The 24610-nt window shown below is 67.9% G+C and carries 25 protein-coding genes; 10 read left to right on the plus strand and 15 right to left on the minus strand.

What is annotated here, in order from left to right; genetic code table 11:
* Positions 1–14: 14 nt before the first annotated feature.
* The gene (locus QTH90_RS14510; RefSeq protein WP_286665248.1) at positions 15–674 is read right to left on the minus strand and encodes a peroxiredoxin; all 660 of its coding nucleotides are present in this window, start codon (positions 672–674) and stop codon (positions 15–17) included.
* A 191-nt stretch (positions 675–865) separates the two neighbouring features.
* Here QTH90_RS14510 and QTH90_RS14515 point away from each other — a divergent pair, with 191 nt between their 5' ends.
* The 5 genes from QTH90_RS14515 to QTH90_RS14535 all read left to right on the plus strand — a co-directional run bounded on the left by QTH90_RS14515 (position 866) and on the right by QTH90_RS14535 (position 4855).
* Positions 866–2902 (plus strand): acetoacetate--CoA ligase, encoded by a 2037-nt coding sequence (locus QTH90_RS14515; RefSeq protein WP_286665249.1) that lies wholly within the window; start codon positions 866–868, stop codon positions 2900–2902.
* Positions 2899–3339 carry a YbaY family lipoprotein gene (locus tag QTH90_RS14520; protein ID WP_286665250.1) on the plus strand — a complete coding sequence of 147 codons (441 nt, stop codon included), beginning with the start codon at positions 2899–2901 and terminating at the stop codon, positions 3337–3339. Before QTH90_RS14515 ends, QTH90_RS14520 begins: the two co-directional genes overlap by 4 nt.
* 99 nt (positions 3340–3438) lie before the next feature.
* Complete coding sequence (locus QTH90_RS14525; RefSeq protein WP_286665251.1) at positions 3439–4065, plus strand: PAAR domain-containing protein; 627 nt, start codon at positions 3439–3441, stop codon at positions 4063–4065.
* Complete coding sequence (locus tag QTH90_RS14530) at positions 4062–4631, plus strand: type VI secretion system amidase effector protein Tae4 (protein WP_286665252.1); 570 nt, start codon at positions 4062–4064, stop codon at positions 4629–4631. The genes QTH90_RS14525 and QTH90_RS14530 overlap by 4 nt, the downstream gene beginning before the upstream one ends.
* 2 nt (positions 4632–4633) lie before the next feature.
* Complete coding sequence (locus QTH90_RS14535) at positions 4634–4855, plus strand: hypothetical protein (protein WP_286665253.1); 222 nt, start codon at positions 4634–4636, stop codon at positions 4853–4855.
* 54 nt (positions 4856–4909) lie between these two features.
* Here QTH90_RS14535 and QTH90_RS14540 read toward each other — a convergent pair whose 3' ends face one another.
* On the minus strand, positions 4910–5311 hold the full coding sequence (locus tag QTH90_RS14540; protein WP_286665254.1) for a phage holin family protein: 402 nt from the start codon (positions 5309–5311) through the stop codon (positions 4910–4912).
* 119 nt (positions 5312–5430) lie between these two features.
* Between QTH90_RS14540 and QTH90_RS14545 the strand changes: the two genes are divergently transcribed.
* Both QTH90_RS14545 and QTH90_RS14550 read left to right on the plus strand, forming a co-directional pair.
* A complete protein-coding gene (locus QTH90_RS14545; RefSeq protein WP_286665255.1) occupies positions 5431–5943 on the plus strand; it encodes a MerR family transcriptional regulator in 513 nt (170 codons plus the stop codon).
* Entirely contained in the window at positions 5940–7490 is a 1551-nt protein-coding gene (locus QTH90_RS14550) for an MFS transporter (protein ID WP_286665256.1), read from the plus strand. The genes QTH90_RS14545 and QTH90_RS14550 overlap by 4 nt, the downstream gene beginning before the upstream one ends.
* 79 nt (positions 7491–7569) lie before the next feature.
* Here QTH90_RS14550 and QTH90_RS14555 read toward each other — a convergent pair whose 3' ends face one another.
* A complete protein-coding gene (locus QTH90_RS14555) occupies positions 7570–10107 on the minus strand; it encodes a penicillin acylase family protein (protein ID WP_286665257.1) in 2538 nt (845 codons plus the stop codon).
* 90 nt (positions 10108–10197) lie between these two features.
* Complete coding sequence (locus QTH90_RS14560) at positions 10198–11001, minus strand: helix-turn-helix domain-containing protein (RefSeq protein WP_286665258.1); 804 nt, start codon at positions 10999–11001, stop codon at positions 10198–10200.
* 204 nt (positions 11002–11205) lie between these two features.
* Between QTH90_RS14560 and QTH90_RS14565 the strand changes: the two genes are divergently transcribed.
* Positions 11206–11847 (plus strand): peroxiredoxin, encoded by a 642-nt coding sequence (locus tag QTH90_RS14565; RefSeq protein ID WP_286665259.1) that lies wholly within the window; start codon positions 11206–11208, stop codon positions 11845–11847.
* Positions 11848–11872: 25 nt separating this feature from the next.
* Here the strand turns inward: QTH90_RS14565 and QTH90_RS14570 are convergent, their stop codons facing one another.
* From QTH90_RS14570 to QTH90_RS14580, 3 genes are all read right to left on the minus strand, one after another.
* Positions 11873–12154 carry a hypothetical protein gene (locus tag QTH90_RS14570; protein ID WP_286665260.1) on the minus strand — a complete coding sequence of 94 codons (282 nt, stop codon included), beginning with the start codon at positions 12152–12154 and terminating at the stop codon, positions 11873–11875.
* 107 nt (positions 12155–12261) lie between these two features.
* Positions 12262–12531, minus strand: a complete 270-nt coding sequence (locus tag QTH90_RS14575; RefSeq protein ID WP_286665261.1) for a hypothetical protein — start codon at positions 12529–12531, stop codon at positions 12262–12264.
* Between the two features lie 42 nt (positions 12532–12573).
* Entirely contained in the window at positions 12574–13992 is a 1419-nt protein-coding gene (locus QTH90_RS14580; protein ID WP_286665262.1) for an 8-oxoguanine deaminase, read from the minus strand.
* 79 nt (positions 13993–14071) lie between these two features.
* On the opposite strand from QTH90_RS14580, the gene QTH90_RS14585 reads away from it, so the two are divergent.
* The gene (locus QTH90_RS14585) at positions 14072–14713 is read left to right on the plus strand and encodes a hypothetical protein (protein ID WP_286665263.1); all 642 of its coding nucleotides are present in this window, start codon (positions 14072–14074) and stop codon (positions 14711–14713) included.
* A gap of 3 nt (positions 14714–14716) precedes the next feature.
* Here QTH90_RS14585 and QTH90_RS14590 read toward each other — a convergent pair whose 3' ends face one another.
* Entirely contained in the window at positions 14717–15319 is a 603-nt protein-coding gene (locus QTH90_RS14590; RefSeq protein ID WP_286665264.1) for a hypothetical protein, read from the minus strand.
* Between the two features lie 235 nt (positions 15320–15554).
* On the opposite strand from QTH90_RS14590, the gene QTH90_RS14595 reads away from it, so the two are divergent.
* Entirely contained in the window at positions 15555–16814 is a 1260-nt protein-coding gene (locus QTH90_RS14595; RefSeq protein WP_286665265.1) for a CynX/NimT family MFS transporter, read from the plus strand.
* 1 nt (position 16815) lies between these two features.
* Here the strand turns inward: QTH90_RS14595 and QTH90_RS14600 are convergent, their stop codons facing one another.
* From QTH90_RS14600 to QTH90_RS14630, 7 genes are all read right to left on the minus strand, one after another.
* Entirely contained in the window at positions 16816–17754 is a 939-nt protein-coding gene (locus tag QTH90_RS14600; protein WP_286665266.1) for a 2-hydroxyacid dehydrogenase, read from the minus strand.
* Positions 17755–17789: 35 nt separating this feature from the next.
* The gene (locus tag QTH90_RS14605; RefSeq protein WP_286665267.1) at positions 17790–18755 is read right to left on the minus strand and encodes a tripartite tricarboxylate transporter substrate binding protein; all 966 of its coding nucleotides are present in this window, start codon (positions 18753–18755) and stop codon (positions 17790–17792) included.
* 18 nt (positions 18756–18773) lie between these two features.
* The gene (locus QTH90_RS14610; RefSeq protein ID WP_286665268.1) at positions 18774–19508 is read right to left on the minus strand and encodes a ribonuclease activity regulator RraA; all 735 of its coding nucleotides are present in this window, start codon (positions 19506–19508) and stop codon (positions 18774–18776) included.
* A 40-nt stretch (positions 19509–19548) separates the two neighbouring features.
* Entirely contained in the window at positions 19549–20550 is a 1002-nt protein-coding gene (locus tag QTH90_RS14615) for a Bug family tripartite tricarboxylate transporter substrate binding protein (RefSeq protein WP_286665269.1), read from the minus strand.
* A 29-nt stretch (positions 20551–20579) separates the two neighbouring features.
* Complete coding sequence (locus tag QTH90_RS14620) at positions 20580–21578, minus strand: Bug family tripartite tricarboxylate transporter substrate binding protein (protein ID WP_286665270.1); 999 nt, start codon at positions 21576–21578, stop codon at positions 20580–20582.
* 44 nt (positions 21579–21622) lie between these two features.
* Entirely contained in the window at positions 21623–23419 is a 1797-nt protein-coding gene (gene araD / locus QTH90_RS14625; protein WP_286665271.1) for an L-arabinonate dehydratase, read from the minus strand.
* A 124-nt stretch (positions 23420–23543) separates the two neighbouring features.
* The gene (locus QTH90_RS14630; RefSeq protein ID WP_286665272.1) at positions 23544–24572 is read right to left on the minus strand and encodes a LacI family DNA-binding transcriptional regulator; all 1029 of its coding nucleotides are present in this window, start codon (positions 24570–24572) and stop codon (positions 23544–23546) included.
* Between the last annotated feature and the right edge of the window lie 38 nt (positions 24573–24610).

Consider the following 24610-nt stretch of genomic DNA (forward strand, 5'->3'; position numbering starts at 1 on the left):
GGCGCGCTCGGAGATCAGCCCGGTTGCTTGACCACCCGCAGGTAGGGCTTCGGTGCCTTCCAGCCGTCGGGGAAGAGCTTCTTCGCGTCGTCGTCCGAGACCGAGCCGGCAATGATCACGTCCTCGCCGTTCTTCCAGTTGGCCGGCGTCGCGACCTTGTGTGCGGCGGTGAGCTGCATCGAATCGAGCACGCGCAGGATCTCGTCGAAGTTGCGGCCGGTGGTCATCGGGTAGGTGAGCATCAGCTTGATGCGCTTGTCCGGCCCGATGACGAAGACCGAGCGCACCGTGGCATTGGTTGCGGCGGTGCGGCCTTCGGAGGTGCCGGGTTCCTCGGCGGGCAGCATGTTGTAGAGCTTGGCCACGGCCAGGTCGGTGTCGCCGATCATGGGGTACTTCGGCAGGTGGCCCTGCGTTTCCTCGATGTCCTTGGCCCAGCGCTCGTGCGCGTCGACCGGGTCGATGCTCAGGCCGATCAGCTTGGCGTTGCGCTTGGTGAACTCGGGCTCGATCTTCGCCATGTAGCCCAGCTCGGTCGTGCACACCGGCGTGAAGTCCTTCGGGTGTGAGAACAGCACGGCCCACTTGTCGCCGATCCAGTCGTGGAACTTGATCGGTCCCTGGGTGGTGTTGGCAGTGAAATCGGGGGTGACGTCGTTGATGCGCAGTGACATGTCCGCTCCTTTGAAGTGTGTGGTGGCAGGCCTGCGGCCGGGGCAACGGGATGCTGGATCGCCAGCCTCAGCGGTCGCCGCAGGGTCAGAAGAAAGTACACCACGATCCGATGACCCGTACAAGCGTACAAGTACAGAACCTGTGCTTTCCCCGATTGAGCCGGCGCGGCGCGGCGCGTTAGGCTTCGCAGGTGAATCACATCTCTGCTCCTGCCCTTTCCAAGGTCCCCCAGGTCCCCCAGATCCGTCTCTACCAGGATTGGCTGCGCGACAAGCGCGGGATCTCCTTCGATTCGTACGACGCGCTGTGGCGCTGGTCCGTCACCGATCTGCCCGCCTTCTGGCAGAGCATCTGGGATTTCTTCGACATGAAGTCCCCGACGCCGGCCAGCACCGTGCTGGTCGACGCGCACATGCCCGGCACGCGCTGGTTTCCCGGCGCACAGGTCAACTACGCGCGCGAAGTGCTGCGCCATGCGGATGCGGCGCACGCGGCCGGCATGCCGGCGATCATCAGCGACAACGAACTCGGCGAAGTGCGCGAGATGTCCTGGCCCGAATTGCGCCGCCAGATCGCGGCCTTTGCGCTGACCTTGCGCGACCTCGGCGTGGTGCGCGGCGACCGTGTCGCGGCCTACCTGCCCAACGTGCCCGAGACGCTGGTCGCCTTCCTCGCGTGCTCGAGCATCGGCGCGGTGTGGAGCGTATGCGCGCCGGACATGGGCACCGCCGCGGTGGTCGACCGCTTTCGCCAGATCGAGCCCAAGGTGCTGATCGCGGCCGATGGCGTGCATTACGGCGGCAAGGCGCTGGACCGCGGCGCCGTCGTGCAGGAGCTTCGTGCGGCCCTGCCCAGCGTGAAGCAGCTCGTGCTGGTGAGGACACCCTTCGCCGCGCAGCAGATTCCCGCGGAAGCCGAGTGGACGAGCGCCGTCGCGCGCAACGACGAAGCGACCGCTGCCTTCGAGCCCGAATGGCTGCCCTTCGACCACCCGGTCTGGATCGTCTATTCGAGCGGCACCACCGGCCTGCCCAAGCCGATCGTGCACGGGCAGGGCGGCATCGTCATCAACATGTATGCGTGCGGCCTGCACCATGACCTGGGGCCGAGCTACAGCGCCAACAATTTCGGCGAGCGCTATCACTGGTACAGCTCCACCGGCTGGGTCATGTGGAACTCGCAGCTCTCGGGGCTGGCGTTCGGGTCGACCATCTGCATCTACGACGGCAACCCGGCCGGCAGCAAGGAGAAGCCCGACTGGGGCGTGCTGTGGCGCTTCGTGGCGCGGCACAAGGTGACCTTCTTCGGGGCCGGCGCGGCCTACTTCAGCAACTGCATGAAGGCGGGGCTCGAAGTGAAGGACTGCGGTGATCTCTCCCGCGTTCGCGCACTCGGCAGCACCGGCTCGCCCTTGCCCGAAGAGGTGCAGCGCTGGGGCACGGCGCAGGTGCTCGCAGCCGGCTCGCCGGCCGTGTGGTGGTACAACATTTCGGGCGGCACCGACTTCTGCGGCGGCTTTGTCGGCGGCAACCGCGAGCTGCCCGAAGTGCCGGGACAGATGCAATGCCGCTACCTCGGCGCATCGGTCGAGGCATGGAACGAATCCGGCCAGCCGGTGATCGGCGAAGTCGGCGAGCTGGTCTGCACCCAACCCATCCCCTCGATGCCGCTCTACCTCTGGGGCGATGAAGGCAACGCGCGCTATCTCTCCAGCTACTTCGACACCTACCCCGGCGTCTGGCGTCACGGCGACTGGATCAGGATCGGCGAGGACGGCGGCTGCATCATCTACGGCCGCAGCGACGCCACCATCAACCGCCAGGGCCTGCGCATGGGCACCAGCGAGATCTACAGCGCCGTCGAGGGCCTGCCCGAAGTGCTCGATTCCATGGTGGTCGATCTCGAATACCTGGGCCGCGAAAGCTACATGCCGCTGTTCGTGGTGCTGCGGCCGGGCGTGGCGCTCGACGATGCCATGCGCGCGAAGATCAACAACGCGATCAAGACCTCGCTGTCGCCGCGCTTCGTGCCCAACGACATCTTCCAGGTCGCGGAGATTCCGCGCACGCTTTCGGGCAAGAAGCAGGAGCTGCCCATCAAGAAGCTCTTGCTCGGCCAGCCGATCGAGAAGGTGGTGAACCGCGAGGCGATGGCCAATCCGGGCAGCCTGGACTGGTACGTGGCTTTCGCGGAGCGCCATGCGCAAGCGCACAAGGCGGCCGCATGAACAAGCGCACGGCCCTCCTTGCACTCGCTGCCGCCGCCAGCCTTCCGTTGCTGGTGGCGTGCGCATCGTCGATGAGCAACGTCGCCTCGGCCGACAAGGCGCCACCACTGCGCGTGACAGGCTCCGTCACCTTCCGCGAACGCATCGCGCTCGACCCTTCGGCCGAGATCGTGGTGCAGCTCCTCGACGTGTCGCGCATGGACGTGGCCGCAGTCGTGCTGGCCGAGCAGCGCATCCGTGCGAACGGCAAGCAGGTGCCTTTCAGCTTCGCATTGAGCGTGGACCCTGCGCGCATCGATCCGCGCATGCGCTACAACGTCTCGGCGCGCATTCTCGAAGGTGACAAGCTGCTCTTCATCAGCGACACGGCCTATCCGGTGCTGACGCAGGGGCGGGGCAATACCGCGGATCTGATGCTGGTGCGCGCCAGCCGCTGATCTGCCTTCGCGAAGGCTGGAACGAGACCCTGTCGCGGTCGTTTCCTTGTTGGCTAAGATCGAAAACGCGTCACGGCGATTTGCAAGCAACGTACTTGCATGGCCGGTGAATCGATCTTTCAGGGAGGAAACATGGATCAATTTGCGCGAAGTTGCGTCCGAGAAGGCGACACCACGACAACAGGCGGGCGGGTAGAAGCACGCCCTCAACAATGGCCCGTGACTTACGGGAATGACCGCAAGCACGCCACCTTCGAAGGCGATCCGGTCTGGTGTCCTGCCTGCGAGAGCTACGGGGTGACCCAGTGTGTTCCGCCATACCGTCGCAATACAGGGCCTGATGGCAGGCAGAAGAACCTGGACGGCGATCTGTGCCTATGCAGGTGTCCGTCGCCGCCGCGGCTGATCGCCAAATTCAACAATGTGCGCACCTCCTTCTCGGTCGAAGAGGTGCTCAGCATGCCCGGCTCCGGCGCATGGCTGGAATTCGCCGGGCATTCATTGGCTGGCATCAGCAAGCATGCTGCGCACGACGAACAGGTGCTCCTGGAATGGGAGGAAGTCGAAGGCGTGCCGTACCGCATCGAGGTAAACGATGGGCGCGTGCTGACCGGTGTGGTCGGACCGGATGGATTGCTCCCGCGCGTCCAGACATTGAGCGAGGCCGAGTACACGGTGTACTGGGGCGACGAAGCCCTCGCCAGAGCCATGGGAGCGGCGTCATGACAGCCAGCCTTGCTCAACATGCCCGTGTGCGTACCAACACCACCAAGGACTCGGTTTGCAGGATCGACGTTCAGGCTGTGAAGTTTGCCGAGCTCTGGGCGGCTTACCCCAGTACGGACCCTTGCGTTGCGAAGGACAAGGACGGCAGCAAGCTGTTCGCGAATCAATGCGCCATCAGAGTGAGCCATGCCCTGAAGAAGGTCGGCGTCACGTTCAAGTCCTATCCTGCCAAGCGAAAGTGCTGGATTCATCCCAGCGACGACCACTGCCTGGCCGCCAAGGAACTTGCTGATTGGCTGGAGCTGCAGCCCTTTGTCGGTTGCTCGAAATCCCAAGGCATCACCGGGGAAGACTGGCGAGACAAGATCACTGATCGCACCGGGATCGTGTGCTTCGAAGACTACTACCCGCCGTCACAGGGCTCGGGCGGCGATCACATCGATCTCTGGAACGGCAGTCGAATGACTCCGGTGTCTTCCTGGTTGCGAACCCGGTTCGGGCTGGTTCTGCCGAACTGGTCGGACTTGAGATTGGCGAAGAGGATTCGCTTTTTTCCAATTGCCTGACCATGAAGTACATCAAATACCCGGCCTGCTTCGTTCTCGGGCTGGTCATCTCGACGGCGATCTTCTATGGAGGCCTGGCGGCCTGGGCTTCCTTGTTCCTCGATCCCAACGACAGTTATTTCGACCGTGAACCCCGCGTTGCCGACGCAGTATTCATGTCGTGGCTGATCTGGACGCTTCTTGGCGGATTCTTCGGCGCCTGGTTGGCGCGACGAAAGTCATGATGCATACCTGATTCGAAAGGCTGGCGGACCGGCCGCCACCTCGCCGCGCGGCCGCTACAACCACTTCCCTTCCGAAGGCATCTGGATCCGCGTTTCCGGCGTGCCGCCATCGACCAGCGCACCCACGAAGATGCTCAGCAGCGAGATGAAGATGCTCGCGAACAGCGCCGTCCAGAAGCCGGACACCTTGAAGCCCTTCACCAGCGCCGACACCAGCAGGATCATCAGCGCGTTGATGACGAGGATGAAGAGCCCGAAGGTCAGCAGCGTCAGCGGCAAGGTCAGGATGATGAGCAGCGGCCGGACGATGGCGTTCGCAAAGCCGAGCAGCAGCGCCGACACCACGAGCGCCGAGGCGCTTTCGAAGCTGATCCCCTTGAAGATGTGGCTGGCCACCCATAGCGAAAAGGCAGTGATGGCCCAGGTGATCAGGAAGGGAGCCAGGGAATTCAGCATGTCGGTCGCTCTCGTCGTTGGTATGACCGGCGCATCATATCGGCGAGCGCCGTGAATCCGTCACGGACGCGCGGCTGCAAACATGTACGTGAACGTACACGTTGATGTAGAATCGACCCATGGCCCATGTTCCCGACACCATCACCGTCCGAGAGGCTGCAGAGCGTCTCGGCGTCACGCCGCGCACCCTCAAGTACTACGAGGAACTCGGCATCGTGGTGCCGGTGCGCAGCGAGGGCCGCTACCGCCTCTATCAGGCGGCCGATCTCGAAAAGCTCTCGCGCGTGCTGCGCATGCGCTCGCTCGGCTTTTCGCTCACCACCATCACGGCAATGATCCAGAAGCCCTTCGAGCCTTCCGAAGACGGCGGCCGGCCGCGGCTGTCCAATGCGTCGCTGAAGGAACTGAAGGAAACGCTGGTCAAGCAACTCGACGCGCTCGACACCCGTGTCGCGCAGGTCCGCCGCGAGCTGAAGGATGCCGCCACGATGCAGGCGCAGCTGCGGCGCGACATCGACTACGTGGAGCGCCGGCTGACCGGCGAATCGCTCGAGTCGGTCCTCGAGGAACGCCGGCGCGAGCAGCCTGCGAAGGCCGTCCTGCCCGCCACGCGCAAGAGGCCGGAAAAATGACCGGGTCGGCCTCGGCGCCTTTAGGCCGCGGCATCGACGTCACCGCGTTGGCGCCATGGGTCATCGGCCTGGTGACCGGCATCGATTATTTCGACAACGCGCTGTTCGCCTTCTTCGCGAGCTACATCGCCGGCGGCGTGAACGCCTCGGCCGATGAACTCGTCTGGGCATCGAGCGCTTACGCGCTGGGCGCCGTGCTCGGCATCCTGAACCAGCACGCCTGGGTCGAGCGACTCGGCTATCGGCGTTATCTCGCGATCTGCATGTTCGCCTTCGCAGTCGGCGGTGTGTGCGCCGCGCTGGGCGAGAACTCGGTGCAGCTCATGCTGGCGCGCGGCTTCCAGGGCTACTTCGTCGGGCCGATGCTGGGCGCCTGCCGCATCCTGATCCAGATCGGCATCCCGCCGCAGCGGCGCGCCAAGGCGCTCAAGTCCTTCATGGTGCTGATCGTGTTCAGCGGCGCGCTGGCGCCCATCGTCGGCGCCTGGCTCGTCACGCACTTCGAGTGGCGTTCGCTGTTCTTCTCCACGGCGCCGATGGCGGCACTGGCGGGCTTGATGGCCTGGTGGACGCTGCCGGACATCGGCGACGTCGCGCCGCACGAGCGCACCGCGCCGCACTATGCGGCCTACGTCGTGTTCGCGCTGGCGCAGGCGGCGTTGCAGGTGGTGCTCACGCGCGTGCACTTCGAGCTGTTCTCCGGCTCGCCGGCGCTCATCGGGCTGGCCATCGCCGGCGTCGCGGGCCTTGGCTGGTTCGTGTACCACCAGTGGCAGCACCCGGCGCCGCTCGTCCGGCTCGACGCATTGCGGCAATCGACCTTCCAGGTCGGGCTTGCGCTCTACGTGGTCTATTACTACCTGTCGACCGGCTTCAGCTACCTGCTGCCGCGTCTGATGGAAGGCGGTCTTGGCTTCACGGTCGGCGACACGGGCTATTTCACGGGTGCGACCTCGCTGGTGTCGGGCATGCTGCTCTTCGTGTACCTCAAGTACTCGGGGCGCATCACGCACAAGAAGTGGTTGATCGTCACGGGCTTCGGCATCACGGCGCTGGCGGCGTGGCTCTTTGCGCGCATGTCGCCCGAGGTTGGCCGCCTGCAGCTCGCGGGGCCGCTGCTGCTGCGCGGGCTGATGATGCTGTTCGTCGTGCTGCCGGTCGCGAACGTCACCTTCCGCGCCTTTGCGGCGGAGGACTTCGCGCACGGCTACCGGCTCAAGAACCTGGTGCGGCAGCTCGCGATCTCGTTCGCCACCGCGAGCGTCATCGCACTGCAGCAGCACCGCGTGGCGTTGCACCAGACGCGGCTCGCCGAATCGGCCAGCCCGTCCAACGCCACCTTCACGCAAACGCTCGACATGCTGACGCGCGGCTTCACGGCCAGCGGCCATGCGATCGGCGAGGCGCATGCGATGGCGCTGGCTTCGCTGTCGCGCGTGCTCGAGCAGCAGGCCACCTTCATGGCCTCGCTCGACGGCTTCCAGGTGATGGCGGTGATCGCGCTGGTGTGCGGCGTGTTCGCTGCCTGGCAGCGCGAGATCGACTGAGCCTGGCGACGGGCCGCGGCGGGCCCGGACCGTCGGGCGCGCCGCGGCCGGCCGGTGAGCCACCGGCCGGCGTTCGCGCTCACTCGCTGATGCTGGTCCGCTTCAGCGCCGGGTCGCCGGTGATCTCGGCTTCCGAGAACGGCACCTTGTGCCACTCGCCCGCGCTGTAGGCGCGCGTGTAGTCGCCGTTGTGCGCCGAGGCCGGATCGTCCGACAGCGAGAAGGTCAGGAAGGTATGGGCCTCCACGCCGCCTTCGGGAAAGCGCACCACCTGCATGTAGCTGTTGCCGTTCGGGTCGTTGTCCATGGTGTAGCCACCCTGGTCCAGCCGGTTGTCCGAGCAGGTCACGGTGAAGTAGCCCTGACCGCCGCAGCCGCCGAACAGCGGCACCTTCTGGCCGCCGCGCGTGGCGTAGAGGTAGTCGCCGCGCTGCGCATCCAGCGCGTAGCCACTGGCCTGAACTCGCAGCACCGCGGCACCCAGCGCCTGCCGCAGCGTGGCGGAGAGGCCGGCGTCGGTCTTCAGGTCACGCGGGGTGTGGATCGGGTCGCTCGCGCTGAAGGGCACCTGGTACAGCGTCGCGGCCGAGACCCTGGACGCCCGTGTCCAGAACTCGTCCCACAGGTGCGCGCCGCGCGAGGTCCGGGTGCCTGTGTTGTCCCAGGCTCCCAGTACCGCGCAGGCCTCGGCCGGGTCCACCGTCTTGGGCGTGGCGAAGGTCTCGCCGGTCGCTGTGTCGCCGATGACCGAGATCGGCGTGGGCGCACACACCAGCGCGATCGCCTGGTCCTTGAACAGCTCGGCCGTGTGAACGCGACTGTTGAGCACCATCTTCCGCACGGTGTCGCTGGTCGCGTTCTTGCCGGCGTAGCCGTCGGTGGCGGCCAGCCGCCCCTGGGCCAGCAGGTTGCCCAGGCGGGTGCGGAAACTCACCGCCTCGCTGCCGGCCGGTCCGAGGATGGTCGGGTAGCCGGTCAGCGGCTCGGCCGGGTTGGCCAGCCAGTAGCTGTCGTTCATGTTGGCGACATAGTCGTCGCGCATCAGGCTGGGCAGGCGTGCCGGGCCGATGGCGCCCTTCTGCACCGAATCGGCATCGCTCTGCCAGTCGCAGGCGCTCCGGGAGCCGTCCATCACAGGCACGCGCGGCAGCGAGGGGCCGAGCGCCGCGCCCAGCGGGGTGCCGCAGCTGGCCAGCTGGGCCGGCGGCACGTTGGGGATCGCGCCGATGTCCGCGTACCAGGCCTTGGCGCTTCCGCGGCCCACTGCCACGGTGTTGACCCACGGAATGGCCGCCTCTTCGCGCTGGATGGTGCTGAACTCGTCCAGCGACTTGGCCTGGTTCCAGCGCTGCCAGTTGCGGAACAGGCGGAAGTTGTCGCCGTTCACGTCGCGGATCGCGAAGGCGGTGGTCTGGCTCCAGCCCAGCGCCGGGTTGAGCACGCCGAGGTTGACCAGGGGGCCGTACTCGGACTCGTACAGCGTGCGGGTCACCGGCGACACGCCGCCGCCGTCCAGGCGCACCTGCACCGTGATGCTGCGCGCCTTCATCTTCACGGCCTGGCCGTCGCGCATGTAGCTGGTCGGGTCGCCCGAGGCCAGCGTGAGCTGGAAGAAGCCGAAGCGGCGCGCGGTCGAGACCGTGTGGCTCCAGGCGACGTTGTCGTTGAAGCCGATCAGGATGACCGGGATGCCGAGGAAGGAGGTGCCGCTGACGTTGAGCTGGCCGGGGATGGTCAGCTGCGCCTGGTAGAAGCGGTCCGGACCGCGCCAGTACCAGTGCGGATTGCCGAACAGCAGCGGGCTCGCGTCGCCGGTGGCGGCGGTGCCGAAGCCGATCATGTTGCTGCCCACGCCTTCATGGCCGCCGACCTGGAACTCGGGCAGCTTTGCGGGCGCGATGGCCAGTTGCGTGGCCTGCGCGGCGCGGCGGGTCATCGCCGCGGTGGGCGTGGCGGCGGCCGGGGCGATGGCGTTGGCGATGTTGGGCAGGAAGTTGCTGTAGCCGCCGGCGAAGTTGGCCGCGTACATGCGGCGGAAGACGTCCTCGCTGGTCACCGGTGCGACCCAGGCTTCGCTGCGGCAGGCGGCATGCGCGCCCGTGTCGCCGCCGGCCTTGATATCGCGCACGTAGCGGTTGTAGCCGGCCGCGAAGCCCGCGACCAGCGACTTCAGCGTGTCGGGCTGCGCAGCGATCATGGACTTGACGACGTCGTCATTGAGCACGTGGCGGTGGAAGAAGTCGGAGTCGATGTTCTTCGGCCGGCCAATGGTGCTGGAGAAGGGGATCAGCGCGTCGGCGCCGAAATGCTTCGAGCGCTCGCCCCGGTATGTGAGGAAGGAATTGGCCATGGTGCACAGGTCGTCCTGCGCCTGCGCGTAGCCGTAGCCGTAGCCCGCGCCGCCCCAGTTGTCGGCCTTGATGTGCGGGATGCCCATGGCAGTGCGGCGGATCTCGGCCTTGTAGGTGGCCTCGGGGGCAGCGGGATTGCCGGGGGTGGCCGGCGAGGTCGGGAAGAAGCCGCCGCCTCCGCCGCCGCCGCAGGCGGTGACCAGCGCCGCCGTGGCGAGCGCGAGCGCGGACAGCGGCACCCGGCCGCGAGAAAGGGAAAGTCGCATGTTGTCTCCAGTGGAATGCTCGAACCGGCTCTCTTGGCGGAGCCTCGGGCAGCATAGGCAGCGCGCGAGGTGCTGGCTTGTACAGAGCCGCTATGCGGCGGCCAGATCGTGGCCCCAGGCGTGCGACTGCGCGTCGGTGATCACCGAGACCTGGCTGGCCAGGAAGGACGGCGGCAGTCCGAAGTAGTTCTGGAAGGTGCGGCTCATGTGGGCCGCGTCGGTGAAGCCGCCGTCCAGCGCGGCGTCGGTCAGGCGCCGGCCGCCGCTGAACTGCTGCACCGAGCGCCGCACCTTGCTCCACAGCGCATAGCGCTTGATCGACACGCCGACCTGCTGCGCGAACAGGTGGGTCAGGCGGTCCGGCGACAGGCAGGCGATGGCCGACAGCCGCGCCAGCGACTGCGGCTCGGCGCTCTCGCGGATGGCGCGCAGCACCCGGTCCACCCGTGGGTCCAGCGCGCTGTCGCGCTCGGGACCGCCGGCCACCGCTTCGATCAGGCCGGCGCTGAGCGTGCGCAGCTGCCGCGCCGTGAGCGCGCCCTCCAGCGCCGGCTGGAAGGCCTCGCGCAGCTTGCCGAAGCATTGCGCGTCCAGCACCTGGATGCCCTGGCCGCCCGTGCGCCGCGCCAGCATGCGGTAGGCGATCGAGGCCGGGTCGACGTTGAGCGACAGCAGTCCGCCGCCGTCCACGTCCAGCCGGCGCGGCACGTGCGGGGGCACGAGCGCGGCCTCGCAGCGCACGCAGGTGCCGTCCAGCGCCTCCAGCCGGAACGGCCGGCCGACGGCCGACACCAGCAGCGTGGCGGACGAACGCGCGGTCAGGCCGGAGTGGATCTCCGGCGTGAGGTAGAGGAACCTGTCATCCCAGAGATGCAGGAAGTTGTGTTGGCCCATCGGGTCGCGCCCCTCTTCTTGTTTGTGTCTCCGGCGGCCATTGTGGGCTGGCTGAAGCGCGCGGGCATTGGGGAGGACGCGGAGATGAACGCACACGGCGCATATGCGGAATTGCGATGTAGAAAGTACAAGACCTTCGTTGGGCCGGCCCGCGCAGATCCGGACAATCGCGAGTCCTTTTCCTTCGATCTTTCTGGAGTCTTCATGGCGACCCTGCGACTCGGCGACACCGCCCCCAACTTCACCCAGGCGTCCAGCGATGGCCCGATCGATTTCCATGCGTGGGCCGGCGATTCATGGGTGGTCTTCTTCTCGCACCCGGCCGATTTCACGCCGGTCTGCACCACCGAGCTGGGCAAGACGGCTGCGCTGTCGGGCGAGTTCGCGAAGCGCGGCGTCAAGCCGATCGCGATCAGCGTCGATCCGGTCGACAAGCACAAGGAATGGATCGCCGACATCAACGACACGCAGGACACGACGGTCAACTTCCCGATCCTGGCCGACGCCGATCGCAAGGTGGCAAGCCTCTATGACCTGATCCACCCGAACGCCTCCACCACGGCGACGGTGCGCAGCGTCTTCATCATCGACCCGAAGAAGGTGATCCGCACCACCATCACCTACCCGGCGAGCACCGGGCGCAACTTCGACGAGATCCTTCGAGTGATCGACTCGCTGCAACTCACCGACAGCCACAAGGTCGCAACGCCGGTGAACTGGAAGGACGGCGACGACGTCGTCATCATCCCGAGCCTGCAGGATCCGGCCGAGATCGCCGAGCGCTTTCCCAAGGGCTACAAGGCCGTCCGCCCCTACCTGCGCCTGACGCCGCAGCCGAACAAGTGAAGGCGTAGCCTGGCGCGGGGACGCCTCAGGCCGGCACGCGCCGGTTCGACAGCTTGGTCATGAGTTCGTCGGCGACGTCGAACGCGCGGTGCGCCATCACGGCCACGGGGTAGCTGCCGATCCGCATGCGGTCGTAGATGACGGTGGCGTAGTTGAATTCAGATCCGAGCACGGCCGCCGCGTCCTGCAGGCATTCGGCCACGGAGGCCAGGCCTTCGCGTGCGTAGCGGCGGCTTCCGTCGCCGATGCCGACATATGCGTTGAAGTGCTTCTCCCCCCGTTTCGTGATCTCGACCTCAGGCTGCATGACACTGACTCTTCCAGATAGCTTTGTTCGTCCATCCGCCGGAGCGGAACCCACGACGATACAAAGAGAAGGCCGATTGCGCCATCACGGAAAACCGTGAGTGGCGTCTAGAGGTCGGCGAAGCCCGTGTTGCCGGAGTGATCCCTCGACTGCCACTCGGCCAGCCAGAATTCGACGCGCGTGGCGACGCGGTCCAGCGCGGCCTTGCGGTCGCCGTCCAGGTTGGACAGGAGCATCCGGCAACGCAGCACCCCGCCTTCGCGCAACTCGGCCACGCCGCCGTGCAACTGGTCTTCGCCCCGCGTGAGCTGGAGGTCGAAGGTCCAGCCTTCCGGCAGGTTCAGGGAAATTTCGAGGCTGGCGTCGGGGTGATTCATGGCAGCCTGCCAGCATACCCGCCGCGCCTGACCGGGCACCCCTCAATCCAAATGAGGGCGGCGGGTCTTTTCATACAGCGTGCGCGCCAGATCGCGGTGCCGGGCGAGCAGTGGTTCGAGTTCCAGGTCGGTGAAGCGGCCATCCCGTATGCGCACGCGGCCGTTGATCACGTTCAGGGCCGCGGCGCCCGGCTGGCAGAACACCAGCGCGGCCACCGGATCGTGCCCCGCGCCGGCGTGCGCCACCCCGCGCAGGTCGAAAGCCACGATGTCGGCGGACATGCCCGGCGCGAGCGCGCCGATGTCGTCGCGGCCGAGGACCTGCGCGCCGCCCAGCGTCGCGATCTCCAGTGCCTCGCGCGCCGTCATCGCCGCCGGCCCGAAGCCCACGCGCTGCAGCAGCATCGCCTGGCGCGCCTCGCCGAGCATGTGGGCGCCGTCGTTCGATGCGCTGCCGTCCACGCCGAGCCCCACCGGCACGCCCGCGCGGCGCATCGCACCGATGGGCGCGATGCCCGAGGCCAGCCGCATGTTGGAGCAGGGGCAGTGCGCCACGCCGGTGCCGGTGCGGCCGAAGAGGGCGATGCCGGCTTCGTCGAGCTTGACGCAGTGCGCGTGCCACACGTCGCGGCCGACCCAGCCCAGGTCCTCCGCGTACTCGGCCGGCGTCATGCCGAACTTCTCGCGGGAGTAGGCGATGTCGTTGTCGTTCTCCGCCAGGTGCGTGTGCAGCGAGACGCCGCGCTCGCGCGCCAGCTCCGCCGACAGCCGCATCAGGTCGCGCGAGACCGAGAAGGGCGAGCAGGGCGCGAGCACGATGCGGCGCATCGCGTGCCGCGAGGCATCGTGCCAGCGGCCGATGAGCCGCTCGCTGTCGCGCAGGATGGCGTCCTCGGTCTCGACCACTTCGTCGGGCGGCAGGCCGCCGAGGCTGCGGCCCACGCTCATGCTGCCGCGTGAGGCATGGAAGCGCATGCCCATCGTGTCGGCGGCCTCGATCGAGTCGTCCAGCCGCGCGCCGTTCGGAAAAAGATAGAGGTGATCGCTGGTGGTGGTGCAGCCCGAGAGCATCAGCTCGGCCATCGCGGTTTGCGTCGACACGCGGATCATCTCGGGCGTGATGCGTGCCCACAGCAGGTAGAGGTTCGTGAGCCAACCGAAGAGTTCGGCGTCCTGCGCCTCGGGCACGGCGCGCGTGAGGCTCTGGTACATGTGGTGGTGCGTGTTGACCAACCCCGGCATCACGACATGGCCGCGCATGTCGATCGACTCGGCCTGTCCGTTGCGGAGTGCCTCGGCGTAGACCACCGGCAGCTCGGCCGTGGGGCCAGTCCAGGCGATGGCCGGGCCGTCCGTGACGACTGCTCCGTCCGGTATCTCGCGTCGTGCTGCGTCCATGGTGACCAGCACGTCGGCGTGCTGGAGGATGAGCGGGCGATGGGGTGTGGAAGGTGCGGCCATGGGGCGGAATTCTGCGCCGGCGCTCCAAAAAAATCGCCCACCCCCTGTTCTCCGGCCGTCCTCCTGCCGATAGAACGGAGTGACCCCAACCCGACATGGCGATGCCAGCTACCGAATCCTGATGCGCGAAGGGTGCAGGCTCGTCTATGGGCACATGCCGCTGCCGGAGTTCCTGGACCTCATGCGGCAGGCGCATGACAGCGAGGTGCTGCACCCCGGACTTGCGCGCATGCTGGACGCGACGGCCGTCATCGGGCGGCCCGAGGCGCTCGCGCGCATCCGGCGGCAGGAGACGCCTGCCGCCGTCGAACGCATGCGCGCGCAACTGGGCCGGGCCGCGCTGCGGCTCGATTCGCATTCGCTGCGCTGGCTCGCGGCCGGGGAGCAGGGGCCGTCGAGTCTCGCCCTGTTCGTGCTGTTGACGGGTGTCAGGCCCCGGTACTACCGGGGAACGACGATGCGGGATCTCCCCCGCGAGGCAAATGCCTTCCGGCGCTGCCGCCTGCTGATCGAGCAGGTGCCCGCGTTGCGGCGCGCGTTGCCGGTGCTCGCGCAGCGCGTGGCCGAGCCGGGCATTGCGGAGTGGGCGGCCATCGCCGAGGCCTGGGACGATCTCTGCGTGCAGATGGACCACGAGGCGCCCGACTGGCGCCACGGGCAGATCAAGGCCCGGGGCGTGACGGCGATGCTCAAGTGCTTCCGCGAGCTGGAAACCGCCTGAGCTTCAACGCCGCGGCCTGCGGCCGCCGGCGGCGCGTGCCCGTTGCGCGAGGAAGCGGCGCAGCCAGGAGTTCGCACGCGGCGCCTTGCCCGTCAGCGCGGCGGCTTCACGCTCCCTGAAGCCGGCCCATTCGGCCTGAGTGGCCGCGTTGAGCGCCGTCAGGTTGGCCACGTTGTATTGCCAGAACGCGGCCACCACGAAGTGACCCGCGCGTTCGCCCTTCGGCTTGGGCGTGATCACGATGTGCTCCGCGCCGATGCTTTGCAGCAGCGCCGATCGCGACCCCGCCAGCCGGATGCCGTTGCCGTAGCCCTCGATGTCCCGGTTCAGGATGAAGCTGATCACCGACACGCTGGAGAAGTGCGTCGCCATGAACGCCACCAGCTCCAGGAGCAGCACGCGGCCGATGCGCAGCTTCTGCAAGTCGCGGCTGCCCGCGTCGGTCGATGGCGTGTAGTACTGGATGCGGACCTCGGTGCCGCCGCGGCTCACGGGCACCGGGTCCAGCGTGCCGATGTGGATCTCGCCGTAGTACGCGAAGATGGGCGCGCCCAGCACGCAGGGGCCCGAATCGGCTCCTGTGAACCGCAGTGCGTTGATGATCATGTGTAGCTGGCGCTCCCCTTGTTCTGTCTTGGTCATCGGCATCGCGCGCATGCGTCCCGTGCCGCTGTCGCGCCAATTTTCCCGCCCATCGTCGAGATTCAATGGGTCGAACAGCGGGGTGTTTCACCGCGATGTTCGCGCGGCTACTTCGTCGCGGCCGGCACGCGCGAACCGATGCGGCTACAGTCCCCGGCGGCTCGCGCCCGCTTCCGAATCCCCAAGAACAAAGACAGCCATGCCTTCTTCAGCCCGAGCCCCCGGCTCACTCGCGGCTCCCGCACTCGCCTCCGCATCCGCATCCGCTACTCCTTCGACTCCGACGCGCGCACGCCAGGTGCTGCTGGGTCTCAGCCTGATCCTGATCGCGTTCAACCTGCGACCGGTGTTCGGCAGCCTCTCCGTCCTGCTGCCCGAGGTCATGAAGGACACCGGCCTCTCGGCATCGGGCGCGAGCCTGCTGACCACGCTGCCGCTGCTTTGCCTCGGCCTCTTCGCCGCGCCCGCACCGGCGCTGGCCCGGCGCTTCGGCCCCGAGCGCACGCTGCTGGGCGCGCTGCTCTTCATCTGCATCGGCACGCTGTTGCGCGGGACGGGCAGCCTGCCGATGCTGTTCTTCTCGTCGGCGCTGGCCGGCGCAGGCATCGCGGTCTCCAATGTGCTGCTGCCGGGCCTGGTCAAGCGCGACTTCAGCAGCCACGCCGCGATGATGACCGGCTTCTACACGCTGGCCGTGTGCGCGGGTGCGTCGAGTTCGGCGGCATTCACCGTCCCGCTGGAACATGCCTTCGGCGGGTCCTGGACGGCCGCGTTGGCCTTCTGGGCGCTGCCCGCCGGCGTCGTCATGCTGCTGTGGGCGCCGCAGGCGCTGGCCGCACGTGCGCGGCAGGCCCACGCCAGCGCGCACACCGGCAGCCTGTGGCGCGACCGGCTCGCGTGGCAGGTGACCTGCTTCATGGGGCTGCAATCCTCGCTGGCCTACATCGTCATGGGATGGCTGGCGCCGATGCTGCGCGAACGCGGCCTGGACAGCGCGACCGCCGGCTACGTGCTGGGCGTGTCGATCCTCGTGCAGCTCGCGACCTGCCTCGTGACGCCCTCGATCGCCGCGCGCTGCCGCAACCAGCGCGGGCTGGCGCTCGGCCTCACGGTCATCATCCTGCTGTCGATGCTGGCCTTCCTATTCGCGCCGCTGGGCGGCGTCTGGTTCTGGGCCGTGCTGCTCGGCTGCGGCCAAGGCGGATCGTTCGCGCTGGCACTGAGCCTGATCGTGATGCGCTCGCCCGACGCGAGCGTGACCGCGCAACTGTCGGCCATGGCGCAGGGCTGGGGCTACGTGCTGGCCGCCACCGGCCCGCTCATTGCAGGCTTGCTGCGCGGCTGGACCGGCGGTTTCCAGTCCTCCGCCGCATTGATGGTCGTCATCGCCGCCGGCATGGCCTGGAGCGGCTGGGGCGCCGGCCGCCGTCTGCACGTGCGGCCGGGCGGCACTCGCTGAGTCAGAGCGCCGGACTCAGCAGGGGCCGTCCCGCGAAGAAGGCCGCGAGGTTGTCTTCCACCCGCTGCCCCATCGCGGCGCGCGTTTCGTGCGTGTTGCTCGCCAGGTGCGGCAGCAGCACCACGTTGTCGAGCGCCATCAGCGCCTCGGGCACCTGGGGCTCGTTCTCGAAGACGTCGAGGCCGGCGCCTGCGATGCGGTGGTTCTGCAAGGCTTCGACGAGCGCTGTCTCGTCCACCACGGTGCCGCGCGAGATGTTGACGAGGAAGCCCTCGGGCCCGAGCGCATCGAGGATCTCGCGCGAGACCAGGCCGCGCGTCTCGGCGCCGCCCGCACTCGCAATGACGAGGAAGTCGCACCACGCCGCCAGCTCTTCGAGCGTCGACGCGTAGCCGTGGTCGACGTCGGCGAGCGGCCGACGGTTGTGATAGCGCACCTCCATGTCGAAGCCGCTGGCGCGACGCGCGATCACGCGACCGATGCGCCCCATGCCGAGAATGCCGAGCCGCTTGCCCGACACCCTGGTCGCGAGCGGGAACTGGCCTTTGAGCCAATCACCGCGCCGCACGAAGCGGTCGGATGCGCTGATGCGGCGCGCCACGTCCAGCACGAGCGCGAAGGCCGTGTCCGCGACGCAATCGTTGAGCACGTCCGGCGTGTAGCCGACGGCGATGCCGCGCTCGCGTGCGGCGTTCAGGTCGATCGCGTCGAGCCCGACGCCGAAGCTGGAGATGATCTTGAGCGACGGCATCGCGGCGATCAGCGCCGCATCCGCGCCGAATCGCGCGGTGGTGGCGAGGCCGACGAACTCGCCGCCATGCGCCTTCAGGAAGGCTTGCGGATCGGCTTCCTGCCAGAGTGGATGAAGGTCGTATTGCGCGGCGAGGCGGGATTCGACGGCGGGCAGGAGCCGGCCGTGCTGCAGTACACGATGTCGCATGGTGGGTGGTGTGTGGAGTGGCGGGGGAGAAGGGGTCATTCGGGCTGGATGCCGGCGTCCTTGGCGACCTTGGCCCACTTGACCATCTCGGCGCCGATGAAGTCGGTGAACTGCTGCGGCGAGCCGCCGCCGGGTTCGATGCCGTTGTCCAGCAAGGTCTTGCGCACCTCCGGCATCGCGAGGATCTTGTTGACCTCGGCGTTGAGTCTGGCGACCGTGGCCTTCGGCGTGCCGGCCGGCGCGAGCAGCCCGCCCCAGGTGCTGGTCTCGTAGCCGGCCAGGCCGGCCTCCTGCATCGTGGGCACGTCCGGCAGGATCGACGAGCGCTTGAGCGTCGTCACGGCCAGCGGCTTCAGCCGGTTGGCCTTGACCTGCACATTGACCGCCGCGACGGTGTCGAACATGAGCGAGGTGCGTCCGCTGATGAGGTCGGGGTGCGCCAGCGTGCTGCCCTTGTAGGGGATGTGCGTCATGTCGATGGCGGTCATGCTCTTGAACAGCTCGCCCGAGAAGTGCGGCGCGCCGCCGCTGCCGCTGGAGGCGAAGCTCAGCTTGCCCGGGTTGGCCTTGCCGTAGGCGATCAGCTCCTTGAGCGAATTCACAGGCACGGTGGGCGACACCACCAGCACGAGCGGCACGACGTGCGTCAGCACCACCGGCTCGAAGCCCTTGACCGTGTCGAAGGGCAGCTTCTTCACCATGCTGGGGTTGATCGCATGGCTGCTCGCGACCAGGGCCAGCATGTGGCCGTCCGGCGGGCTCTTGGCCACGAGATCGGTGCCGATGATGCCGGTCGCGCCCGCTCGGTTGTCGATCACCACCGACTGGCCCCACGCCTCGGTGAGCTTCTGTCCGATGAGACGTGCCGTCAGGTCGATGGCGCCGCCCGGCGAGGCGGGCACGACGATGGTGATGGGCTTGCTCGGAAACTGCTGTGCCGCTGCGGGCACGGCACACGCGAGGGCGAGGAGTGCCGCGGCGGCGAGAGTTCTGCGTTGCATGGTGACTCCGTGTCCGGTTCAGCCCGCGTTCTTGCGCGTGGCCTCGTACGCAGCACGCGTCTCGGCATTCGGCGGATAGGTTCCCGCGAGCTTCGCGCCGCCTTCGATGCGCGCGAGGATGAAGGCCTCCATCTTTTCCTGCTCGGTGGCGTCGCGTGCCACTTCTTCGGCGAGGTGCTGCGGAATGACGACCACGCCTTCGTCGTCGCCGACCACCACGTCGCCGGGGTACACGGCCACGCCGCCGCAACCGATCGGCACGTTGAGGTCGATCGCATGGTGGTGGATCAGGTTGAGCGGCGCACTGCCGCCCGCGCAGAAGACGGGGAAGTCCATCTGCGAGATCGGGCCGCTGTCGCGCACCGGCCCGTCGGACACCAGCCCCGCCGCGCCGCGCACCTTGAGGCGCGTGGTGAGGATCTGGCCGCCCGATGCCACGCGCGTCTCTCCGCGGCAATCGATGACGAGGACGTGGCCGGGCGGCACGCTCTCGATGCCCTTGCGCTGCGGATGGTTCGGGTCGTCGAAGGCGCTGATCTGGTCGAGGTCCTCGCGCGCCGGGATGTTGCGCATCGTGAAGGCCGGGCCGACGAGGTTGCCGCCCGAAGGCTTCGTCAGTCGGCCGACGCCTTGCAGGTACACGTTGCGGAAGCCGCGCTTGAAGAGCTGCGTGCAGAGCGTGGCGACGCTCACATGGCGGAGCAGTTCGCGGGATGCGTCGGAGAGGGGAGTAGGTGCGGTGGTTTCAGTCATGGTCAGTCAGCGAATAAATGGAAGTGGGCGAGCCTGGGGGTTAGTTCGGTGAAGCGCCGGATTTGCGGACCAGTTCGCCCCAGCGCGGGATTTCCTTCTGCATCAGCGCAGCAAGCTGCGCGGGAGAACCGGCCACGACCTCCATGCCCAACTGATTCGTGAGCTTGTCCTTCACGTCGGGCATCTGCAGGATCCTGGCGATCTCGGTCGAGAGCCGTTGCGCGATCGGCTTGGGCAGGTCCTTCGGCGCATAGACGGCCTGCCACGAGGCCATCTCGAATCCGGGCACGCCGGCTTCGGCCATCGTCGGCAACTGCGGCGCCAGCGCCATGCGCTTGGCCGTGGTGACCGCGAGCAACTTGAGCTTGCCGGCCTGCACCAGCGGCAGCGCCGCAGTGATCTGGTCGAACATGAAGGTGACCTGGCCCGACGAGACATCGAGCATCGCGGGCGGCGTGCCCTTGTACGGGATGTGCGTGAGCTTCACGCCGATCATGTCGCCCAGCATCTCGCCCGCGAGGTGGGTGGAGGTGCCGGCGCCCGACGAGGCGAAGGTGCGCTTCGACGGATCTTTCTTGAGCAGCGCGATCAGCTCCGGCACCGTGTTCACACCGAGGTTCGGATCGACGATCAGCACGTTGGGCAGGAAGGCGACGAGCGAGATCGGCTCGAAGTCCTTCACCGGGTCATAGGGCAGGTTCTTGTAGAGGCTTGCGTTGATGGCGTGCGTGCTGATGGTGCCGCCGAAGAGCGTGTAGCCGTCGGGCTTGGCCTTCGCGACGTAGCTCGCGCCGACTGCGCCCGCCGCGCCCGGCTTGTTGTCGACCACCACCGGCTGGCCGAGGGCTTCGCCGAGTTTCTGCGCGATCACGCGGCCGATCACGTCGGTCGAGCCGCCGGGCGTGAAGGGGACGACGTAGGTGATCGGACGGCTGGGCCATGCATCGGCCTGGGCCACGGCGATGCCGGGGAGAGCCGAGGCGATGCCGAGGGCGCCGAGGGTCTGGAGTGCCGCGCGGCGGCTGCCGGAAGTCTGGTTCATGGGCTTGTCTCGTGGTTCGGATACGGCGCTCAATCGACGCCGATGTTCTTGTCGCGAATCACGCGGCCGTAGCGCGCGCGGTCGGTGTCGATCAGTGCCTTGAGTTCGGCCGGGCCGGTGCCGCGCGGGACCGCGCCCTGTTCCACGAGGGTCTGCCGCGTCTCGGCCACCGAGAGCACGCTCTTCACGTCGGCCGCCAGCTTGTCGACGATCGCCTGCGGCGTGCCTGCCGGCGCGAGCAGCCCGATCCATGAGCCCGATTCGGCGTTGGGCACGCCCGCTTCGGCAAGCGTCGGCACGTCGGGCAAGGTGGGCGACCGGGCGCTGCCCGTGACCGCCAGGCCGCGCAGCTTGCCCGCCTTGATGTAGCTCGCGGATTCGAGGATGGAGGCGAACAGCACATCGACATGGCCGCCCATCAGGTCGGTCATCGCGGGCGTGCCACCCTTGTAAGGCACGTGCGTCATGCGCACGCCGGCTGCCGCCGCGAAGATCTCGCCGGTCAGGTGCGGCGAGCCGCCGCTGCCGGAACTGGCGAACATCAGCTTGTCGGGCGAGGCCTTGGCGAGCGTGACGAACTCCTTCACGTTCTTCGCCTGCACGCTGGGGCCGACCATCATCACGAACGGGAGTTCGGCCACCAGCGACACGGGCGCGAAGGCGCGGTCCGTGTCGTAGGGCATCTTCTTGTAGAGCGAGGGGTTGATGGACTGCGTGCCGACGTTGCCGATGAGCAGCGTGTAGCCGTCGGGCTTGGCCTTGGCGACCATCTCGGCGCCGACCAGCCCGGCCGCGCCTGCGCGGTTGTCGACCACCACGCCCTGGCCCCATTTCTGCGCGAGCTTCTGCGCCAGCAGCCGCGCGCCGAGATCGGTGCCGCCACCCGCGGGGAAGGGCACGACGATGGTGACCGTGCGGTTCGGGTAGCCCTCTGTCGCTGGCGCTGCTGGTGGCGTCTGCGCGTGGACGGCTGCGGCGCAGGCCAGCAGAAGGGGAAGGGCGCCAAGGCGCCGCAGGGAATGGCTCATGTCTGTCTCGCTCCAGGTTTGAGGGATGCGGGCCGGCGGGCTGGTCAGTGGATCTCGGGCTCGCCCTCTGTCGGGGCGTTGCCTGTGTCCTCGCGGTAGTCCGGCGCCAGGAAGTCGAAGTCGCAGCCGGTGTCGGCCTGCTGCACGTGCTTGAGGTACATCACGCCGTAACCCCGGCTGAACTTGGGGATCGGCTTTTGCCACTCGGCGCGGCGGCGGGCGATCTCCTCGTCGCTCACCTGCATGTCGATGCGGCGAGCGTCAATGTCGAGCGTGACGAGGTCGCCGTCGCGCACCAGCGCCAGCGGGCCCCCCACATGCGATTCGGGCGTGACGTGCAGCACGCAGGCGCCGTAGCTGGTGCCGCTCATGCGCGCATCGCTGATGCGGACCATGTCGCGCACGCCTTCCTTCAGCAGCTTCTGCGGGATCGGCAACTGGCCCCATTCGGGCATGCCGGGCGCGCCCTGCGGGCCGGCGCTCTGCAGCACGATCACGCTGTCCTTCGTCACGGGCAGGGCAGGGTCGTCGATGCGCGCGGCGAGGTCGTCGTAGTTCCTGAAGACGACGGCCGGGCCGGTGTGGCGGCGCAGGTGGGCTTCCATCGCGGCGGGCTTGATCACCGCGCCGTCGGGGGCGAGGTTGCCGTGCAGCACGGCGAGGCCGCCGCTTTCGAGCAGGGCTTCGGCGCGGGGGCGGATCACGTCGGCGTTGTAGGTGCGCGCGTCCCCGATGTTCTCGGCCAGCGTGCGGCCGTTGCAGGTGCGCTGGCTCCCGTCGATCAGGTCGCCCATCTCGCGCAGGAAGGCGCGCAGGCCGCCGGCGTAGAAGAAGTCTTCCATCAGGTACTTGCCGCCGGGGCGCAGGTTCGCGATGACCGGGGTGCTGCGCGCGAGTTCGTCGAAGCGCGCCAGGTCGAGCGCCACGCCGGCACGTCGCGCCATCGCGATCAGGTGGACGATGGCATTGGTCGAGCCGCCCAGGCCCAGCACCGCGGTGACCGCGTTGTCGAAGGACGCCGGCGTCAGGAAGTCGAGCGGCTTCAGGTCCTCCCACACCATCTCGACGATGCGCCGGCCGGTGTGCGTGGCCATCATCGCGTGGCGCGAATCCGGCGCCGGGATCGACGAGGCGCCGGGCAATGTCAGGCCCAGCACTTCGGCCGCGCTGGTCATGGTGCTGGCCGTGCCCATGGTCATGCAGGTACCGGGGGAGCGCGCGATGCCGTCCTCCACGTCCTGCCAGTCCTGCTCGCTGATGTTGCCGGCGCGCAGCTCGGCCCAGTACTTCCAGGTGTCGGAGCCGGAGCCGAGGAACTGGCCCTTGTAGTCGCCCCGCAGCATCGGCCCGGCGGGGACGAAGATGGTCGGCAGGTTCATGGCCAGCGCGCCCATCACCAGGCCCGGCGTGGTCTTGTCGCAGCCGCCCATCAGCACGCAGCCGTCGGCGGGGTAGGAGCGCAGCAGCTCCTCGGCCTCCATCGCGAGCAGGTTGCGGTAGAGCATCGTCGTCGGCTTCTGGAAGGCCTCGCCCAGGCTCATCGCCGGGATCTCCACCGGAAAGCCGCCCGCCTGCCACACACCACGCTTCACTTCCTCCGCACGCTGGCGGAAATGTGTGTGGCAGGAGTTCATGTCGCTCCAGGTGTTGAGGATGGCGATCACCGGCTTGCCCAGGTAGTCGTCGCGGGAGAGCCCCATCTGCGCCGTGCGCGAACGGTGGCCGAAGCTGCGCAGATCCTTAACGCCGTACCAGCGGTGGGAGCGGAGGTCCTCGGGCCTCTTGCGTTGCGCGGCGGACGAGGGTGTCGGGGTCGAGGTCGGGGAAAGCGGGTCGGTCATGGGTTTGTCTCTCCGCGCCTTCCGGCTGGATGCCGGGATAAAATGTTAGCGCTGTCATTTCATCATAAGACCGATTCCGGCATGCGGTCAACAGGGTATTCGCGGCCGGTCCGGCGCGCGACCGTCAGGCGCTGGCGCGCTCGACGAGCGAGAAGCCGAGGTCGACGACCTTCTGTTCGACGGGCCGGCCCTCGGCGCGATCGATGATGAACCGGGCGGCCTGCCGGCCGATGGCGGTGCCGTCGATGCGCACGGTCGATATGGCGGGATGCGCGTGCTGCGCGAACCCGAGATCGCCGAAACCCATCGCGGCGATGTCCTGCGGCACGCGTATTCCGCGCGCCTGCGCCTCGGTGATGACGCCGTGGGCGAGCGCGTCCGAACTGCAGACCACCACATCGATATCGGGAAGCTCGGCGAGCAGTTCCGCCAATGCCGCCCGGCCGCTCCCGAGCGTGGTGGGCGCCGGGACGCTGCAGATCCGGGGCTGCCGGCCGCCCAGCGCCGTCCAGGCCTGCTCGAATCCTGCGCGGCGCAGATTCGCCCGCTGGTCGTCCCCGGTGATCACCGCGGGGCGGCGGTATCCCTTGTCATAAAGGAATTTGGCGATGTCAGTGCCTACTTTCTCATGGGAAAAGCCCACGAGCATGTCCACCGGTGTGGGCGTCAGATCCCAGGTCTCGACCACCGGGATGCCCGATGCCAAGAGCCGCCGCCGCCCTTCGGCCGAACGCATGATCCCGGTCAGCACGATCCCGTCGGGGCGTCGGCCGACGATGGCGTCGATCAGCGCGTCCTCCCGGGAGTTGTGATAGCCGGCCTGTCCCAGCATCAGCTGGTAGCCGGACTCGGCCAGCGCCTCGGTCAACGCCTGGATCGTCTCCAGGAACACCGGCCCCGCGATGGTCGGCACCAGCGCGGCCACCAGCCGGCTGCGGTTGGAAGCCAGCCCGCCCGCCAGCAGATTGGGCACGTAGCCCGTGCGCTCGACGGCCAGGCGCACCTTCTCGCGCGTCTTCGGCGACACGAGATCCGGCGAATTGAGCGCCCGCGACACGGTGATCGCGGACACCCCCGCGAGCTTGGACACGTCGTCGAGGGTGATGCCGCCGCTGCTGCGGCGCGTCGGGCGGGGAGAGGAATCTTGGGTCACGACATTCAAAATGTCGGCGCTAACATCAGCGCCGATCG

Origin of the sequence: Variovorax flavidus (assembly GCF_030317145.1) — a bacterium.
In the GTDB taxonomy this organism is placed as follows: Bacteria; Pseudomonadota; Gammaproteobacteria; order Burkholderiales; family Burkholderiaceae_C; genus Variovorax; species Variovorax flavidus.

Excerpts from the sequence above, each read along its gene's own strand:
- QTH90_RS14510 (WP_286665248.1), bottom strand. The coding sequence starts at position 674 with ATGTCACTGCGCATCAACGACGTCACCCCCGATTTCACTGCCAACACC.
- QTH90_RS14520 (WP_286665250.1), top strand. The coding sequence starts at position 2,899 with ATGAACAAGCGCACGGCCCTCCTTGCACTCGCTGCCGCCGCCAGCCTT.
- QTH90_RS14525 (WP_286665251.1), top strand. The coding sequence starts at position 3,439 with ATGGCCGGTGAATCGATCTTTCAGGGAGGAAACATGGATCAATTTGCG.
- QTH90_RS14530 (WP_286665252.1), top strand. The coding sequence starts at position 4,062 with ATGACAGCCAGCCTTGCTCAACATGCCCGTGTGCGTACCAACACCACC.
- QTH90_RS14535 (WP_286665253.1), top strand. The coding sequence starts at position 4,634 with ATGAAGTACATCAAATACCCGGCCTGCTTCGTTCTCGGGCTGGTCATC.
- QTH90_RS14540 (WP_286665254.1), bottom strand. The coding sequence starts at position 5,311 with ATGCTGAATTCCCTGGCTCCCTTCCTGATCACCTGGGCCATCACTGCC.
- QTH90_RS14545 (WP_286665255.1), top strand. The coding sequence starts at position 5,431 with ATGGCCCATGTTCCCGACACCATCACCGTCCGAGAGGCTGCAGAGCGT.
- QTH90_RS14550 (WP_286665256.1), top strand. The coding sequence starts at position 5,940 with ATGACCGGGTCGGCCTCGGCGCCTTTAGGCCGCGGCATCGACGTCACC.
- QTH90_RS14555 (WP_286665257.1), bottom strand. The coding sequence starts at position 10,107 with ATGCGACTTTCCCTTTCTCGCGGCCGGGTGCCGCTGTCCGCGCTCGCG.
- QTH90_RS14560 (WP_286665258.1), bottom strand. The coding sequence starts at position 11,001 with ATGGGCCAACACAACTTCCTGCATCTCTGGGATGACAGGTTCCTCTAC.
- QTH90_RS14565 (WP_286665259.1), top strand. The coding sequence starts at position 11,206 with ATGGCGACCCTGCGACTCGGCGACACCGCCCCCAACTTCACCCAGGCG.
- QTH90_RS14570 (WP_286665260.1), bottom strand. The coding sequence starts at position 12,154 with ATGCAGCCTGAGGTCGAGATCACGAAACGGGGGGAGAAGCACTTCAAC.
- QTH90_RS14575 (WP_286665261.1), bottom strand. The coding sequence starts at position 12,531 with ATGAATCACCCCGACGCCAGCCTCGAAATTTCCCTGAACCTGCCGGAA.
- QTH90_RS14580 (WP_286665262.1), bottom strand. The coding sequence starts at position 13,992 with ATGGCCGCACCTTCCACACCCCATCGCCCGCTCATCCTCCAGCACGCC.
- QTH90_RS14590 (WP_286665264.1), bottom strand. The coding sequence starts at position 15,319 with ATGATCATCAACGCACTGCGGTTCACAGGAGCCGATTCGGGCCCCTGC.
- QTH90_RS14595 (WP_286665265.1), top strand. The coding sequence starts at position 15,555 with ATGCCTTCTTCAGCCCGAGCCCCCGGCTCACTCGCGGCTCCCGCACTC.
- QTH90_RS14600 (WP_286665266.1), bottom strand. The coding sequence starts at position 17,754 with ATGCGACATCGTGTACTGCAGCACGGCCGGCTCCTGCCCGCCGTCGAA.
- QTH90_RS14605 (WP_286665267.1), bottom strand. The coding sequence starts at position 18,755 with ATGCAACGCAGAACTCTCGCCGCCGCGGCACTCCTCGCCCTCGCGTGT.
- QTH90_RS14610 (WP_286665268.1), bottom strand. The coding sequence starts at position 19,508 with ATGACTGAAACCACCGCACCTACTCCCCTCTCCGACGCATCCCGCGAA.
- QTH90_RS14615 (WP_286665269.1), bottom strand. The coding sequence starts at position 20,550 with ATGAACCAGACTTCCGGCAGCCGCCGCGCGGCACTCCAGACCCTCGGC.
- QTH90_RS14620 (WP_286665270.1), bottom strand. The coding sequence starts at position 21,578 with ATGAGCCATTCCCTGCGGCGCCTTGGCGCCCTTCCCCTTCTGCTGGCC.
- araD (WP_286665271.1), bottom strand. The coding sequence starts at position 23,419 with ATGACCGACCCGCTTTCCCCGACCTCGACCCCGACACCCTCGTCCGCC.